The 16,714-nt window shown below is 63.2% G+C and carries 14 protein-coding genes; 13 read left to right on the top strand and 1 reads right to left on the bottom strand.

Annotated features, from left to right (window positions below):
- Positions 1 to 7: 7 nt before the first annotated feature.
- Complete coding sequence (locus FIV42_RS12405; protein WP_141197997.1) at positions 8 to 352, bottom strand: PEGA domain-containing protein; 345 nt, start codon at positions 350 to 352, stop codon at positions 8 to 10.
- A gap of 329 nt (positions 353 to 681) precedes the next feature.
- On the opposite strand from FIV42_RS12405, the gene FIV42_RS12400 reads away from it, so the two are divergent.
- From FIV42_RS12400 to FIV42_RS12340, 13 genes are all read left to right on the top strand, one after another.
- A complete protein-coding gene (locus tag FIV42_RS12400) occupies positions 682 to 2,292 on the top strand; it encodes a choice-of-anchor D domain-containing protein (protein WP_168210597.1) in 1,611 nt (536 codons plus the stop codon).
- Positions 2,289 to 3,068: a metallophosphoesterase family protein gene (locus FIV42_RS12395; RefSeq protein WP_141197995.1), complete on the top strand. Its 780-nt coding sequence runs from the start codon at positions 2,289 to 2,291 to the stop codon at positions 3,066 to 3,068. The genes FIV42_RS12400 and FIV42_RS12395 overlap by 4 nt, the downstream gene beginning before the upstream one ends.
- Positions 3,069 to 3,314: 246 nt before the next feature.
- Positions 3,315 to 3,545: a heavy-metal-associated domain-containing protein gene (locus FIV42_RS12390; protein WP_141197994.1), complete on the top strand. Its 231-nt coding sequence runs from the start codon at positions 3,315 to 3,317 to the stop codon at positions 3,543 to 3,545.
- A 147-nt stretch (positions 3,546 to 3,692) separates the two neighbouring features.
- Entirely contained in the window at positions 3,693 to 3,848 is a 156-nt protein-coding gene (rpmG, locus tag FIV42_RS12385; RefSeq protein WP_141197993.1) for a 50S ribosomal protein L33, read from the top strand.
- 11 nt (positions 3,849 to 3,859) lie between these two features.
- Positions 3,860 to 4,108: a 30S ribosomal protein S18 gene (gene rpsR, locus FIV42_RS12380; protein WP_141197992.1), complete on the top strand. Its 249-nt coding sequence runs from the start codon at positions 3,860 to 3,862 to the stop codon at positions 4,106 to 4,108.
- A 374-nt stretch (positions 4,109 to 4,482) separates the two neighbouring features.
- The gene (locus FIV42_RS12375) at positions 4,483 to 6,354 is read left to right on the top strand and encodes a hypothetical protein (RefSeq protein WP_141197991.1); all 1,872 of its coding nucleotides are present in this window, start codon (positions 4,483 to 4,485) and stop codon (positions 6,352 to 6,354) included.
- 344 nt (positions 6,355 to 6,698) lie between these two features.
- Positions 6,699 to 8,429, top strand: coding sequence for a hypothetical protein (locus FIV42_RS12370; protein ID WP_141197990.1), 1,731 nt, complete (start codon positions 6,699 to 6,701; stop codon positions 8,427 to 8,429).
- Between the two features lie 294 nt (positions 8,430 to 8,723).
- Positions 8,724 to 10,136, top strand: coding sequence for a serine/threonine protein kinase (locus tag FIV42_RS12365; RefSeq protein ID WP_141197989.1), 1,413 nt, complete (start codon positions 8,724 to 8,726; stop codon positions 10,134 to 10,136).
- A gap of 222 nt (positions 10,137 to 10,358) precedes the next feature.
- Entirely contained in the window at positions 10,359 to 12,413 is a 2,055-nt protein-coding gene (locus FIV42_RS12360) for a WD40 repeat domain-containing serine/threonine protein kinase (protein ID WP_168210596.1), read from the top strand.
- Positions 12,414 to 12,569: 156 nt separating this feature from the next.
- Positions 12,570 to 13,340: a Stp1/IreP family PP2C-type Ser/Thr phosphatase gene (locus FIV42_RS12355; protein ID WP_390619536.1), complete on the top strand. Its 771-nt coding sequence runs from the start codon at positions 12,570 to 12,572 to the stop codon at positions 13,338 to 13,340.
- Between the two features lie 18 nt (positions 13,341 to 13,358).
- Entirely contained in the window at positions 13,359 to 14,324 is a 966-nt protein-coding gene (gene rapZ, locus FIV42_RS12350; RefSeq protein WP_222615442.1) for an RNase adapter RapZ, read from the top strand.
- Between the two features lie 23 nt (positions 14,325 to 14,347).
- The gene (locus FIV42_RS12345; protein WP_141197986.1) at positions 14,348 to 15,307 is read left to right on the top strand and encodes an FHA domain-containing protein; all 960 of its coding nucleotides are present in this window, start codon (positions 14,348 to 14,350) and stop codon (positions 15,305 to 15,307) included.
- On the top strand, positions 15,304 to 16,662 hold the full coding sequence (locus FIV42_RS12340; RefSeq protein ID WP_141197985.1) for a PP2C family protein-serine/threonine phosphatase: 1,359 nt from the start codon (positions 15,304 to 15,306) through the stop codon (positions 16,660 to 16,662). Before FIV42_RS12345 ends, FIV42_RS12340 begins: the two co-directional genes overlap by 4 nt.
- Positions 16,663 to 16,714 lie beyond the last annotated feature (52 nt).

The following is a 16,714-nucleotide window of genomic DNA, read 5'->3' as shown; positions in this document are numbered from 1 at the left end:
TCAGTCCTCAATTAGGTTCATCATCCAGCGTGCGCTCCATATTCACCTGCAACGTGACCTCTTCGCCTGGCTCCAGCTCGACGTCGAACCGACGGGTGATGTATCCCTCGGCGCGAAGCTCGACCCGACGCGCACCGGCTTCGACCGGCACGGTCTGTTGCACCCACCCTTTGACGATGCCCATATACTTCGAGTCGATAAAGACTCTGGTCGTCGACGGTTCGACGTCGAGACGCAGATAAGCCCGGGTCGACTCTTGCCGATCAGGAATTCGCTGGACGGCAGAGCAGCCTGCCAGCGCCCACCCGACAAGGCTGACGCTTAACGCCAGCATCAACAGTCTTCGAGTCATGGCGGGGCGCTCGCGGAAAAATCGCAAAACAATGGTACATGGCGACTATAACACGCCCCTTGCAAGCACAAAACCGGTAGATCTCAGAAATCTGACCCTCTGTGGCATCAATGTCCCACTGAGGCGAGGCTGTGGAGTCTGTTCACTCCAGCCGGGGCTTGCGCAGCGTGCTGTAGGGCGGTGGGGGGAGATGGCACGATCATTGCTGCGACACCTGGGTGTTAGTACAATGACACGCACGGACTCGCAGCGATGAAATCGCCAAACGCTTGGAAATGCGCTAGAGTGGTCGAGCTCGAGTCAAAGGTGAACAACACATGGGGAACGTGATGCGACTTCAACGGGAGACGGTACGGCGGTGGGCGCGGTTGGCGGTGCTACTAGTGGCATCGGTGACGATCAGCGGTTGTACCGGCTGTGTCGAAGAGACTGACGAGACCGTCGACTTCTTCAAGCCACACGAGTACGGCGAGTGGGAGTATCGCGGCGAGCCCGACATTGACGGGCCCGAGCGGCTTCTTATCGGCGACGTGCTCGAAGGGGAGACAGTCAGCCGTGACGTCGAAGTGACCAACGTCGGCCGTAACTTGCTCAAGCTGGGCGAGTGGCAGATCGAGGGGCGTTTTCGACTCAGCTTTCCGCGCCACGACGGCCGCCCGCCGGTCGAGTTGATGCCCGGTGAAGCGGTCACCGCCACGATCACCTATACAGCGCACAACACCGACCGCGCCGAGGGTGTGCTCAGTGTGGAGAGCAACGACCCCGACGAGGGCATCTTCGAGATCCCGCTGTATGCCAACGCCGACTTTCCTTGTTTGGAGCTCGATCCGGCCGACGAAGTCGACTTCGGCATGGCCGAGCTGGGCGAGACCTCGCGTCGGTTCATCATCGCCAAGAGCTGCGCGCGGCGTAGCCCAACGACCTTCTCGGTCACATCGCTCGACGGCGCCGACGAGTTCAGCCTGCTCGACAACCAATTCCGCAGCCAAGTCACCCTCGAGCCGGGCGCTCAGGTGCGCATCCCCATCGGCTTCAGCCCCGAGACCCCCGGTGAGTACGAAGGCGCGGTCTTTATCCGCTCCGACGACGACCTCGAACCCAACCGCGTGGTCGATCTGCAGGGCCGCGGCCGCCCCTACGACTGCCCCGAGCCGGTCATCCGCGCCTATAACCCCGAGCGGGGCGAGGCGATCGCCGACCCGATGGGTGAATTGCAGGTGGTCCCGCTCGACGACATCGATCTCGACGCCTCGCTCAGCCGCGACCCGGAAGGCTCGGGCATCTCGCGCGTCGAATGGCGTCTGGCCGAGCGTCCCGCCGACAGCACCGAGGGCCTGGCGAACACCAGCGGCGAGCAAAGCTCGCTGTGGATGCAGCTCGCCGGCACCTACGTCGTCGAGCTCGATGTGTGGAACGAACTCGGCGTCAAATCGTGCGAGCCGGCACGCATGACCCTCAAGTCGATCTCCGACGAGGACATCCACATCCAGCTCGTGTGGAACACGCCCGCGGATCCCAACGAGACCGACCAGTCCGGAAGCGACGTCGACATCCACCTGTTGCACCCCAACGCCAACTTGCATTGGAACTCGCCGCCGTGGGATTGCTTCTGGCAGAACATGGAGCCCGATTGGGGCGAGACGGGCGTCGCCATCGATAACCCGAGCTTGGACATCGACGATGTCGACGGCGCCGGGCCCGAGAATATCAACCTCGACAACCCGGAGGTCGAGACGACTTACAACGTCGGAGCCTACTACTTCTCGGACCACAACTACGGGCGAAGCTACGTCACCGTGCGTATTTACATCGGCGGCCAACTGGCTTATGAGGCGCAGCGAAAGCCGATGGACAACCAGGAGTTTTGGCACGTGGCCAATATCGACTGGCCCAGCGGCGAAGTCATTGAAGTGGACCGCTTGTACCAGTCGTTTCCGTGAAATTAGCCGTCATTTCGGATCTGCATCTGGCGCCGGGGGCGTCGAATCGATGCACGGCGCCTCGCGCCGCGCTGCTCGACTTATTCGACGAGATCGAAGCCGTCGCCGACCGGGTTTTGGTCGGCGGCGATCTCTTTGATCTCGACCGACCCAAGCTGCCCGGCGGGTGGCGATCGATCATCGAAGGTGTGCGCGACGAGTTTCCCCAGGTCGTGGATCGGCTGGAAGGCTACGACTGGATCTTCGGCAACCACGACGGCCAATTGTGCCGCACCGGCGTCCCCGAGGAGCGCTTTTTCCACGCCGACGGACTTCGCATCTTGGCGCGCCACGGCCACCAGTGGGACATGCCGCTCAAAAAGCTTCCTGCGCTCGCCCCCACGGCCAACTACGTGGCCGGCTGGTTCGATCGCCTCGGCCTCGACGCGGTCGCCGGCGCCATGGGCGGGGTGCCCTTGGTCGTCGATCGCGTCTTGCACACCAAGAGCACCACCAAACCCGGACCCGATCGCTCGCTGCGCGGCGCGCGCGAGCTCATCGACACCGAAGGTCTCGACATCGTCATCTCGGGTCACTCGCACTTGCTTCGGCTGGTGCCCGTCGACGGCGGGTTGTACGTCAACACGGGCTCGATCTGCTGCGGCTTCGTCGATTGGGTGCTCATTCACACCGACGAGGCGCACGTGTGCGCGTTTCGCGACGGTGAGCGCGTCCAAGAGGCGTGGCGCGAGGGCGATCAGTGGCGGGTGGAAGGCTTGCCGGCCGACAGGCGTTGACGTGGGTGGATTGGGGATTCATGTTTGGGGCGCGTAGGTATGCGGTGCCCCCCATCCGCCTCGCGCGAAACTGCGCGCGAGCCACCTTCCCCCGAGGGAAGGGATGCTGTCGCCAGAATCTATGTGGCTCGGGCGCGCCAAGGCAGCCCTTCCCCGCGGGGAAGGTGCCCGAAGCGAAGCGGAGGGCGGATGGGGGGCGTCGCAAAGCAATGAATTTAAAAAATTAAACTCCCTGAGGAACCCAATATGAAAGAACTCAAAATCCTCGTCTCGGGCATGAGCTGTGGCGGCTGCGCCAACTCGGTGCGCACGATCATCAGCAAGAACCTGGGCTTGGACAAAGACGATATCGACGTCAGCGTGGACAATGGTACCGCGATCATCGCCACCGACGAGCCGGTCGACACCGACTCGGACACCTTTCACGCCACGTTGTACGAGCTCAAAAAGCAAGGTTTTCCGGCTCAAAAAGTCTGAGAAAACCCCAGAAGACAAATAGTCTTGCAAGACCGACGGTTTTGCCTTAACGTCTTGCGCCTCGCAGCGCTCGTGCCGCACGCGGTGCGGGTTCAGCAACGATTTTGGAGAGTTCGCCCCACCCCTGAGGTGGTGCAGGAGGAAGATATGCGGGAAAAAATCAAACTCGTTTCGTCGGCTGGTACCGGGTACTACTACACGACCACCAAGAACAAGCGTAAGAACCCGGACAAGCTGAAAATGAAGAAGTACGACCCCGTAGTGCGCAAGCACGTCGAGTTCGTCGAAGAAAAAATCAAGTAAGGAGATTTCCAATGGCTCGCAGCAAGTACGGCCGCATCAACTGGCGTCGTCGTCGCAAGATCGATCCGTTCGACGAGAACCCCTCGTGGCGCATCGACTACAAGAACCCGGAGCTCCTGAAGCTCTTCTTGACGACCACCGGCAAAATTTTGCCGGCGCGCATCACCGGCGTCAGCGCCAAGAACCAGCGCAAACTGCGCCAGGCCATCCTTCGGTCTCGCCAGATTGCCCTGCTTCCGTACACGACCCACAAGTCGTGATCTGAAGCAACAGACTGGAGGCCCTCGGCCTCGGCAGAAAGCCACCCTCACGTCTCGGTGAGGGTGGCTTTTTGCGTTTTTGGGGCGGCCCCCAGCCCCGTGAACCTGAACGCGCACGTGCACGTGAACGGCAGTAAAAGGAGCAAGGCGAGCGGCGAAGGCGAAGACGTCAGGCAGTCAATAAGTTGGTCTCATTGCAGTTGAAAAGGCCGTTCAGGTTCACGTGCACGTGCACGTTCGCGGGGATGCCCCCAACCCCCCAACCCCCAGCCCCCGCCCCCCAGTAGACACACCCGCCTGTTTCTTATACCTTAACTGCTGTCAATCTGACGCAAATGACACCTGAACGCTGGATTTTTTCCAGGGGGCTTTGAATGAAGCAGGATTTCAATACTCTTCGGTGGAGCGCGGTCTTGGGGTTGACCGTGGTGGCGACCTCGGGACTTTTGGGCGCGTGCAACTCGCACCCGGTCGAGTTCGCTCAGGCGACCGGAGCCATCTCGGTACACGAGGAGCGCTCGCCGGATTCGGCGGCCGCCGTCGACATCCTGTGGGTGATCGACAACTCCGGGTCGATGTGTGAGGAGCAGGGTGCGCTGCGCGATAACTTCCAGCAGTTCATCACGCAAATCAGCGACCAGAACATCGATTTCCACATCGGCGTGACGACCACGCACATGAAGGATATCTATCCGCTGGAGACGGTGGCGCGACCGGGTCACCTGCAGTCGATGCCCCAGCCGGTGCCGACCTATATCCCGACGTGTCACGGCTCGGATGATGACCCCGAAGATCCCAACGACGCGATGGACGGCTACAAGCCGATTCGCGAGGCGTTGGCGGTCGCGGTCGATGATTGCACCAAAGATCCGTCGCAATGGCAGGGCCTCAAGAGCATCAGCGATGACGATATCGCCTGCCACTTGGACCGCTCCTGTGGCGAGCCCCACGAGATGTTCCCGACCGCGCCCGACGGCACCCAGCCGTACGCGGGCATGCCCGCCACGGAGTCGCCCTATCGCGATATCCCCAAGGTGCTCCGATTCGGTGACTACCGAGACGATGCCGGCAACCTCGACGTCGAGGGCCTGCGCAAAGACTTCGCCTGTATGAGCCTTGTGGGCACGCGCGGCTACTCCATCGAGAAGGGCCTGGCGGCCGCGGTCAAAGCCGTCTCGCCGGAGATGACCGGCGGTACCCTTGATGAGCCGACGGACAAAGATGCCCCCAACCACGGCTTTTTGCGAGACGCGGCCAAATTCGCCGTCATCTTCGTGACCGACGAGACCGACTGCAGCCAGTCGGGCCAGTACGAGCATTTCGCCGACGAAGAGGAGTTCGAAGGCACGACGTGCTCGGGCCAGATTTGCGCGTTCGCCAACGCTCCCGGCCTGGAGAACTCGCCGCTGATTCCGGCGGCGGACTTGGCCGACAGCCTCAAGCAGAACTTGACCGCCTCCAAGGGCTACGACGTCGAGAACGACTCGGTGATCGCCGCGTCGATTCACGGGCGCTGGAAGCGCTACGGCGTCAACTACCCCGACGGCCAGCCTTTGACCCCGCAGGAATGCAAGGGGATGCAGGAGCGGCCGGACCCGGAAGGCCGAGGCGAGCAGACCTCGTGCAACACTACCTTCGGTACGGCGTACAGCGGTGACCGCTACGAGCGCTTCCTTCGCCAATTCGATCCCGAGCAGGTCTTCCCGAAGATCCCGGACAACCCGAACACCTACATGGACGGCCTGATTTGCCGCCCGGGTGAGATCGCCAACACCCTGGAGAGTCTGGGTCGCACCATCGCCGGCTCGGTCTCGCAGTGCATCTACCAGGTGCCCTACGCGTGTGATTCGAGCGACCAGTGTCCGGCGTTTGCCTTCGGCGGCGGCACCCCCGAGTGCCTGCCCTTCGGCCAGAAGCCGAACACTTCGTACTGCAACAGCGGCCTGCAGCTTCGGCTGTACCCGGGCAAGGATGACGGCGACAAGACCTTCGCCGACCTGCAGAACCACGAGTACTGCATCCCCGAGAGCATCGACTCGAGCATGACCCCGGGCGGCTGCGTCATCAAGCGTGACAAGTACGCCATCAGCGCCTGCCCGGGCGCGCCCGAGTTGGCCATCAACCTGACGTGGACCGACGACCGCTACTTCAACACCCTGTCGGGCTACGAGGTCGAGCTCGTCTACACGCTGCTCCCCGAGACCGACGACAGCGCGTCGAATAACGGCTCGGAGACCACCAACTAAGCCGTAGCACGTCGCGACGCATCGAGCCCCGGTCGACCTTGTTGAGGTCGGCCGGGGCTCTACTTTTTTTGATTCGCGTGTAAGAAGTCTCCTGTCGGCATCGCCGGCTGATTTTACCGGTCTCTTCGCCGCCAATACTCGACGATGCTACCCGCATCGGCTGCGTTTGTCGGCTTCGACCCCGGCAAAATCATCTCGCCGTGCCTCGGTCCGACTCCTTACACGCGAATCACTTTCTTGGTGACCTCATTGCGTTGCGCAATCTGGCTGTTAGAATGAGGGCCTAACTTTACTTTATTTCCCGTGGGGGACATATGTCTGCTCGGTCGCACAGAACTCGCTGGATGCTCGCTGCTGGATGCTTGGTTGTCGCTGGTGCAGGGCTCGTTACCGCGTGCAACGAGCACCCGGTCGAACTCGCCAATACCGACGGGATTGTAGACATTTTCCCGGAGCCGCCGGCCACCGAGCCCGAGAAGGTCGATATCCTGTGGGTGATCGATAATTCCGGGTCGATGTGTCAGGAGCAAGAGGCGCTGCGTGACGAATTCGACTCTTTTATCGAAGAGTTCACCGCGCGCAATATCGACTTTCATATCGGTGTGACCACCACGCAGATGCGCATGTTCAACCAAGACGTGGTGGCACTGCCTGGTCGGCTCCAATCGACGCCGCAGCCCATTCCCGGCTCCTATCAGGGCTGTTCGGGTGACGAGGGTGACCCATCCATCCCGACCGATGGCTACGAGCCGATCCGCAAGAATATCGAGGCGGCGATCGCGTGCACCAAAGACCCGTCGCGCTGGCAGAGCCTGCTCGAGGTCGACGACGACACGATTGCTTGCGCCCTCGATACGAGAGACTGCGCCACGACCATCAAGTCGCTATTTCCCACCGCGACAAATGGTGAGTCGCCTTATCGCGACATTCCCAAGGTGCTGCGCGCTTCCGACTCGAGGTACCAGGGCGAAGACGGGCTGATCGATCGCCAGAAGCTGATGGACGACTTTGCGTGCATGAGCTTCGTGGGGACGAGTGGCTGGGCGATTGAAAAGGGCTTGTCGGCAGTCAACCTCGCGGTCTCTCCGGAGATGACCGGCGGCACGGTCGAGAACCCCGTCGACGCGGAGGCTCCCAATCACGGCCTGCTGCGCGAGAACGCGCAGTTCGCGGCGATCTTTTTGACCGACGAGAACGACTGCAGCCATGACGGCTCGCTCGACGAATGCTCCGACCTCAACTGTGCACTTGCCAACCACCCGAAATTCGCCGACGAGTCGCCGCTGATCGCCCCCGACGCGCTCGCCGCAGAGTTGGTGGCCAACGTGGCCGGCTCGAAAGGAGTCGAGCCTGACGACTTCGACCCTCGCAACATCGTCGTCGCCTCGTTGCACGCCAACTCGAAGCGCTATGGGGCGACCGCCAATTATCCGGAAGCAGATCCGTCGACGTTCCAACTGTGCGAACAGCCTCCCGAAAGCCTCAAAAAGGAACCGTCTTGCTCGAACCCCGAGACCTTCGGGACGGCCTACTCGGGCGATCGCTACGAGGCGTTTCTGCGTTCCTTTGACGGCGATCGCATCTACCCGAAGCCGCAGGGCGAGTTCATGCCCGGTCTAGTGTGTAATCCCGATGAGTTCAGCGGTCATATGAAAGGGATCGCCACCACCATCGTTGGCGCCGTCGAGCAGTGCATCACCCAGATGCCGGTGAGCTGCCAGGGACCGTCGGATACCTCCTGCCCGAGCTTTCCGTTCGACGCCGGCGCCGGCCAGTGCTCCCAATTCGGGCGTGTCGACCAGTACTTCTGCGACAACGCCATCCAGGTGCGCATGTACCCGAAGGAGCGAAGCTTCGCCGATCTGCAGGACCACGAGTATTGCCTGGCTGACAGCATCGACTCGCAGATGGCGCCCAACGGATGTGTGGTCGACCCGAACGTGTACGGGTTCGAGCCGTGTTCGGCCCGAGACGAGGGCGTGACCATCAAGTGGAATGAGGCGCGCTGGTTCGAACGCCTGCAGGGCTTCCGCCTCGAGGTCGTCGTCTCCGCCGGCAACCTCACTCGCCGGTAACGCTGAATCGATCTCGCCTTTTTGCGCCGGCCGTACTTCAAAAGGTGCGGCTGGTGCCTACCTTGTTTCATAGACGATATTCCATCAGGGGAACACGCCACGCAGTAGCTGTGCCGGTCACCGACCGTCAGGTTGGGCGGCCTTGTGCCAGTCATTCGGGGACGATTGCAGGGGTTGCAATCACACGGGGTGTTCATTTCGAGCGAACGGGGAGTACGAGCCGAAAACCGGGAGCGTTCACGGGGATCGCGAGGCGGCGGTGTCGCCTCGGGAGAACGAGCACGGAGGACTTCTATGACCAGCGCAGAGCCAATCGTGCTGGAGTCGCAAGCATGTGGGGGCGTAGATTCGACGGTACCGCCAGGACTGCCGCAGCACTACTGTGGCCGGTGCATGAGCGTGGTGTATGCGGCAGATCCACGTTGCGTGGAGTGCCGACGCAACCAGCCTCGGGAGGGCTGGCCGCGGCTGTGCGACAGCGGAGATCCGTGGTTGGGCCAGGTCATGGCCGATCGCTACTTGATCACGCGCCGTCTGGGCAAAGGCGCCACGGCCACGGTCTACGAGGCCGAGTCGCTCAACATCTCGCGGCGCTTCGCCGTCAAGGTCGTCGACCTGCGGGCGTGCAAGAGCGGCAAAGATCCACAGCTTGTGCGCGCCCGGCTCGACAGGGAGGTCGAGGCGATCAGCCGGCTGGGCAACCCACACACCGTGCCGTTCTACGAGGTGCTCGAGCTGACCGAGTCGTGCGTGGGCGTGGTCATGAAATACGTGCAGGGGCTGACACTCGACAAGCTGCTGGCGCGCGACGGCGGGCTGGACTGGCGACGCGCCTGCCGCTTGCTCCGCCAGATCGCCAACGGCGTCTACGAAGCCCACGAGGTCGGCCTCATCCACCGCGATCTCAAGCCGGCCAACATCATGGTCGAGCAACTGTCCTCGGGTGACGAGTTCATCCACGTGCTCGACTTTGGCATCGTCTGGATGGACGACGGCCTCGAGGTCACCCAGGGCTTTGTAGGCACGCCCCTGTACGCCAGCCCCGAGCAGGCGCTGGGCGAGCCGGTCGATCGTCGCAGCGACATCTACGCGCTGGGGGCGCTCTTCTTCCAGATGCTCACCGGGCGGCCTCCCTTCGAGAGCAACAACGTCATCGAGGTGCTGCGCATGCACGTGCGCCAAGAGCCGCCTCCGGTACGTCGTGTTGCGCCCGGCCATGTGCCGTTGGCAGTCCAAAATCTCATCAGCCGCATGCTCGCCAAGAGCCGTGAGGCCCGGCCGGGCCACCTGTCCGAGATCATCGACGAGCTCGATGCGATTTTGCGCCAAGAGCCGCAGCTGGCTGATGCCGAGCAAACGGCCGAGCCGTCTTCCACGCCCTACCAGCCGGCCGTCCATCAACCGGAGGTGCGTGAAGTGGAGCAGACCGCCCCCGGATTGGGCTTTGCGCTCGGCGGCGCCACGCCATCCCCGGATCGGGCTGCCCGTGCGTCCGCCCTCACTCACAGCCCCCTGGGAGGGCTGGACTCCGAGGAGGTCTTCGACGATCCCTTCGCTGCGCTCGACTCGCAAAACGAGGTGGAATCATTGGGCAACCCCGACAGTTTCTTCGAGTCGGAGGAGCGAGATCATACCGGTCCCAAAGCCGCGATCTTCATCCCTCGCCCCAATTTGAGCGCGCAAGGTTTGTCCCGACGGGTTCGCTGAGCCGTCGGGGGCTCTATTGGGCTTGAACGATGGTGTCCTCCCTTGTAGGATAGTGACCGTTCGGTTGAGAATCGACTGGGGATCCCTTCGCGCACGGAGCCAGGACGACCTATGGGGGAACGGAGTGCATACGAAAGGCGGCGGCGTGTTTTCCGCGACCGTAAGCCGACACATCACTGTAGCAGGTGCACCTCGGTGCTCTTTGCGGACGACGAGATGTGTTTGGAATGCCGCGTTGCGCGCCCCTCCCAAGGATGGCCCGAACTCGGGCGCACCACCGATCCCTGGCTCGGTCGCACCCTCGCCGACCGCTACCTGCTGACCCGCCGCATCGGCCAGGGCGCCTCGGGCAACGTTTACCGGGCCGAGTCGCTGACGATCTCGCGGCAGTTCGCCGTCAAGATCATCCCGCTGGACAACGCCGACACGTCGGTGAAGGCCGAGCATATCGAAGCGCGTCTCAACCGCGAGATCAGCGCGCTGGGCCATCTGCGAAACCCTCACATCGTCTCGTTCTACGACGTGGTCCCCATCGGCGAGCGCGCCGTGGCCCTGCTGATGGACCTCATCGACGGCCAGACCCTCGAGGAGTTGGTCGCCACGGGTGGGCCCATGGACATGGTGCGCGCCTGCAAGGTCTTGCGCCAGATCGCCAACGGGGTGCACGAGGCGCACGAAGCGGGCATGATCCACCGGGATCTCAAGCCCGAAAACGTCATGATCGAGCGGCTGCCCGCCGGCGACGATTTCGTGCACATCCTCGACTTTGGCATCGTGTGGCGCGAGGGCGACGTGCGGGTGACCCAGGGCTTTTTGGGCACGCCGCTGTACGCCAGCCCCGAGCAGGCGGTCGGCGGCCAACTCGACCGCCGCGCCGACATCTATGCGTTGGGCGGCGTCTTTTTCTTCATGCTCACCGGCCGGCCGCCGTTCTTCGACAACAACGTCTACAACGTGCTCAAGGCGCACGTGAGCACCCAGCCGCCGCGCCTTGCGGAGGTGGCGACCAACCGCCAGTTCCCCGAGGCGATTGAGGCGCTGGTGCGCAAAATGCTGGCCAAAAGCCCCAACGATCGTCCGCAGAGCCTGTCGGGGGTCATCTACACCCTCGACGAGCTGGTCGCGGCTCTGTCCGAGGCGGGCAACGCCGGGGCCGACGAGGTCTCCGATTCGGTCGAATTGCCTCCGGCCAAAGACGAGCTGAGTGGCACGGACGACAGAGCCGAGGCCAACCGCACCGTCCAGAGCGAGGCGTCGCTCGTGGAGGCGTCCAAGCCAGAAGCCAAGCCTCTAGGCGGACGCGACAGTGGCTTTTTCCGCTCCGACGAGTGGGACTCGACCGGCCCCAAGGCGGCGATCTTTCGCGGACGCACCCCCACCAACCCCGTGCGGGCGATCGGGCGCAGCTCGAAGTCGGCCACCGAGTCGAGCGAGGCCGACGCGGTCGCGTCTGGCTCGGACTTCGACCAGGCCGCCAAGCTGCGGCGCGACTCGGGCCTGTACGAAATGCCGCGGCTGGCTGCGCAACTGCCCAACGGCGGGCTTCGCTGCGCGGCCGCTCGAAGCCAGGAATTGTTGGTCGTCGATGCCGACTATCAGGTGCATGTGGGCCAACCCGACACCGGGTTCAGCACCGAGTTCAGTATGCCGGCCCAACCCGAGTTGACGGCGTTGAGCTTGGGACGTGACACCATCTACACCGGCCACGCCGACGGCACGTTGTTGGAGTGGTCCGTCGCCGACGCCACGAGCCAACGGTTGCACCAGAACGCGTCCACCTCGGCGGTCACCTCGGTCGACTGCGACAGTGACGGACGCTGGCTGCTCTTTGGCACCGAGGCCGGCGGGTTGTACTTGGCCGAGCGTCATGACGATCAGCTCCAGCCGCTGCGCATTCAATCCGGCCCCGGCGTGCGTGCCGTGGCGCTGAGCGCCTCGCGCAACATGTTTGCCGTGGCCCGCGCCGATGGAAGCATCGGGGTGTTCAACATTTCGTCTCCCACCTCGCTGGTTCACCGGTTCTCGGCCGATGATCGCGTCGAGCAGATGTCCTTCTCGCAGGACGGCTATCTGCTGGCAGTTGTCTTTGCGGATAAAAAGTTGGCCCTGTACCATGTCATGACAGGAAAACTGTTCATGCGCAAAGATCGGTTGCTCGAGCAGCCGCTTTCAGTCAGTTTTAATGACAACAACCAACTTGTGGGCTACTGTGAAGTCGAAGGTAGTATCTTCGGCTGGGATTTGCACCGCAATTTGGTGGCGCACCAGCAGAAGTAGAATGGTTCGTAAGGCCGTTTTGGCCAGGCTTTGGGAGGCCCGGACGACCCGCCGATCTTGCACCGATCGGTTGGCTGTGCTAAGTGAGTGTTAGCTTAGTTTCAATACCGTCTGAGCTTCCCGATGCTGGGAAGAGATTAGCATTCGGGTGTCACATTGGCTCTCAAAATCCGATACGCCGGCAAGACAGACGTGGGAATGAAACGTTCCCACAACGAAGACAATCTGTACTTGCTCGACGAAGAACAGCTCTACATGGTCGCCGATGGAATGGGGGGCCACGCCAGTGGTGAGGTCGCCTCCGAGATGGCGGTCAAAACCCTCGCTAAATTCTTCCAGGAGACGTCGGCCGACGAAGAAATCACCTGGCCCTACAAGATGGAAAAGGGCCAGACCTACGAGGAGAACCGGCTCAACGCCGGTATCAAGTTGGCGAACCTGCGCATCTTCGAGACGGCCGCGCAGAACGCCGCCCAGCGAGGCATGGGCACGACGATCGTCGCGCTCCTGCTCGCCGGCGACACCGCCTACTTCGGTCACGTCGGCGACAGCCGTATCTACCGGCTTCGCGGCGACGAGCTCGAGCAGGTTACCGAAGACCACTCGCTGCTCAACGACTACATCAAGATGAAAGATCTCACCGAAGAAGAGATCGAGAACTTCCCGCACAAAAACGTCATCGTGCGCGCGCTCGGCATGAAAGAGACCGTCCAGGTCGACATCAACACCGAGAAGCCGCAGGCCGGTGACACCTACATGCTCTGCTCCGATGGCCTCAACGGCATGATCAACGACGAGGCCATTCGCAAGATCATGCTCGAGCATCGCGACAACCTGGAGCTGTGCTGCGATAAGCTGATCGATGCGGCCAACGAAAACGGCGGTAACGACAATATCACCGTCGCGGTCGTACAAGTTGCAAAATAACTCCATGGGCGGTCGGACGTGAGCGACGACCAGCAGACAATCAGCCCGATGCCCGTTCTCCAAAAGGAGAATTCTGGGCTTTCCGCCGACACCGAATCCTCGGTCGTCGAGCTTACCGAGAACAGTGCCGTCCCGCGCGTGGTCGTGCTGACGGGGCTGAGCGGCTCGGGCAAGTCCACCGCCATCCACGCCCTCGAAGATCTCGGCTACTTCTGCATCGACAACCTGCCCGTTCCGCTGCTCCCTAAAGTCGTCGAACTCGGCGCCGGCGGCGGCTCGCTGCAGTCGTTGGCGTTCGTGGTCGACACACGCGGTCGCGAATTCTTGAGCGAAGCCGGCGAGATGGTCGAGCAGATGCGCGACGAGGGCGTGCCCATGCGCATCGTCTTCTTGGAGGCGGCCGAGGATGTGCTGGTGCGCCGCTACAGCGAGACGCGCCGGCGCCACCCCCTGGCAGAAGACGGGGTGACCATTCGCGAAGGGATCCGTCGCGATCGCGAGCGCCTCGAAGAGCTTCGCCACCGCGCCGACGAGGTCATCGACACCTCCTCCCACACGGTGCACACCCTCAAATCACTCATCCAGCAGCGCTTTAGCGGCGACAAAGAGCCGTCGCTGCAGGTCACGGTCTTGAGCTTTGGTTTCAAGCACGGCGTGCCCGTCGAGTGCGATCTGGTCTTCGACGTACGCTTTTTGCCCAATCCGTACTTTGTCGAGGAGCTGCGCGAGGGCCGGGGCAACGAATCCGACGTGCGCGACTACGTGCTCAGTTTCCCCGAGACCTCCCGCTTTTTGTCACTCTTCCAAGAGATGGCCGACTTCATGCTGCCGATGTACCGCCGGGAGGGTAAGAGCTACCTGACGATCGGCATTGGCTGCACTGGCGGGCACCACCGCTCGGTGGCCGTCTCCGAGACCATTTCCGAGCGCTTGAAGACGCGCGGCTGGCAAGCGTCGGTGCGTCACCGAGACATCGCGAAATAAGCCTGTGCAGGCTGGATAATACGATGAGTGGATTCGCCGATATCGACCTGAATGTGCTTCGGGGGTGGCGAGAGGAGTTCGACGCTGAGCTTCGAGAAGACCACCTGCTCCCGCCGCTGGCGCGTTTGGTGCGCCTGGACGGCAGCCAGATCGAGACGATTCACGGGCCCGATGTCCTCGTCGGGCGCTACCATCCCCAACACGGGCCGGTCGACGTCATTTTGCGCGGGCTGGCCGACCACGAGAATTACCGCCTCGGCGCGCCGCACTTGCACCTGAGCCTGGGCGACGATGCCGTCTGGCGCCTGCGCGGGGTTTCCCCGGGCGCCACGACCGCCATCGACGGCCGCCTGCTCGACCACCCCGGCGAGCGCCGGCCGATCGAAAGCGGCAGCGAACTCACCGTGGGCCAGATCCGCTATCGCTTCGAGACCTCCGGCCTCTCGCTCGACGAGTGGGAGGGGGCGCGCACCCGTCTGTTGAATCGGGCGCAGGGGCCGTCGCTCTTCTTGTGTCGCCGCGGCGGCCCCTGCGGTCCGCACATCCTTCTCAATGGCGCAGGTACCACCTTAGGGCGAAGCTTTCCCGACGGGCCCCTCTTGGCCGGCCCGAGTAGCTGGGACGGCTGCTCCCAACCCGACTGGAACCTGGCCGGCCTCTACGAGGATGAGCGCAAGTTCATCTCCTTCGAGCATGCCCGCATCGGCATGGCCGACGACCAGTGGCAGGTTTCGCCGTTGGGCGCGCGCCGCAAGACCTTCGTCAATCGCCTCGAGGTCATCGACGCTACTTCGGTGTCGTTTGGTGATGAGATCGCGCTCGGCTCGGTCATTTTTTACCTGCACGAGCCGGGCGATGACGTGGCGCCCGAGCGCAAGGCGTTGGAGCCGCCGGCGGTCATCGATTGGCAGGAGGGCTCGACGCCCATCCTCGACGAGGCAAGCGAGCCGAGCGACTCCGGACGCGGGAGGGGCGGCGAATGAGTCAAGCTGTCGATGACATTCGGGCGTATCTGGACACACCGTCGGACGCCGCGCGTCCGTTCGACGACGCCTCGTGGCGGCGCCTCGACACCGATCGCGCCGTCGCAGGGTTGATTCGCCTGGTCGCTACGATCGACCGAATTCACCAGGCCGGCGTGGTGCTCCATGGCATACGCCGCGATGACCTATACCTCGACGCCGAGGCGGCTCGGCTGTACCTGACGGCGGCGCCGCGGGTTCGACCCGCCGGCCGCCTCGAGCCGGAGGCCGTCTGGCGCGATGCCCGGCTCATCGGCGAACTCGCCTACGAAAATTTCATGGACGAGGATTACCCCGGCGGCCACCAGATGGCGGCGCTTCTGCAGGAGCGAAGCGCCATGGCCGAAACGGGTCTGTTGCAGCCGGGGCTGACCCAGGTCGTCGCCGTGTGCGTGTCGCCCTACGGTGAACTCGCCCTGCTCGACATGCAAGATCTGGCCGTGGCGCTCGAGCAGCTCCGCCTCGAGCTCGACCGCCCACTCGTCTTTCGGGTGGGCTCGAACTCGACGGTCGGAAACTACATCTTTCGGCGCAACAACCAGGACTCGTGTGGCCACCTGGTCATGCAGTCGATCACCGGCTCGGCCAAGCGAAGCGTCGGCTTCTTCTGCGTCGCCGACGGCATCGGCGGCATTCAGGACGGCGAGCGCGCCAGCAAGTTGGCGGTCGAGGAGTCGTGCATCGCCTTCGGCCGCGCCCTGAGCCACTACGGGGCGACGGCGCTTTCCCAGAAGCCGTCCGCATTCGCGCGCGCCATCGCCAAGGTCACCAGCCAGCGCCTCGCGCTCGAAGGCGAGTTCGACGCGGCGAAAAACCGCGGCGGCACGACCTTCACCGGACTTGTGATCGCCGGCGACCGCGTCGGCCTCGGCCACGTGGGGGACTCGCGCGCGCTGTTGGTGCGCGACGGCGAACTCATTCAGCTCAGCTACGATCACACGCTGGCCAATATCATGAAGCACCTGGGCGAAGAGGCCGACAGCGATGCGCAGGCCGAGATGAGCCAGCGCACGATCTCGCGGTTTCTGAGCACGGGCATCGAGCTCGAAGCGGCGCGCATCGACGGCTTCGGCCCCGACGCGCACTCGCTCGCAGACGACGGCGACCTCGACACCGTCGGCTTCAGGGCCCAGCCGGGCGATCTCTTTGTGCTCACCTCCGACGGCGTCCACGACGAAGTCCCCCGAGAGCGCCTCCAGCAGCTCGTCGCGCTCCACCGAAACAACCCGCAGGCGCTGTCCGACGCCCTGGTCGAGCACGCGCTGGCCCACGTGGGTCGCGACAACGCCACGGCGCTGGTGGTCCTGGTCGAGTAGCGACGCCACGACACCTCGACCCGCAAATTGTAGTTTGTCCTCCCAAATAGTA

It is taken from the genome of Persicimonas caeni (genome assembly GCF_006517175.1).
In the GTDB taxonomy this organism is placed as follows: domain Bacteria; phylum Myxococcota_A; class Bradymonadia; order Bradymonadales; family Bradymonadaceae; genus Persicimonas; species Persicimonas caeni.
The sequence above is the reverse complement of the archived record's forward strand: the minus strand, read 5'-3'. Positions and strand labels throughout refer to the sequence as shown.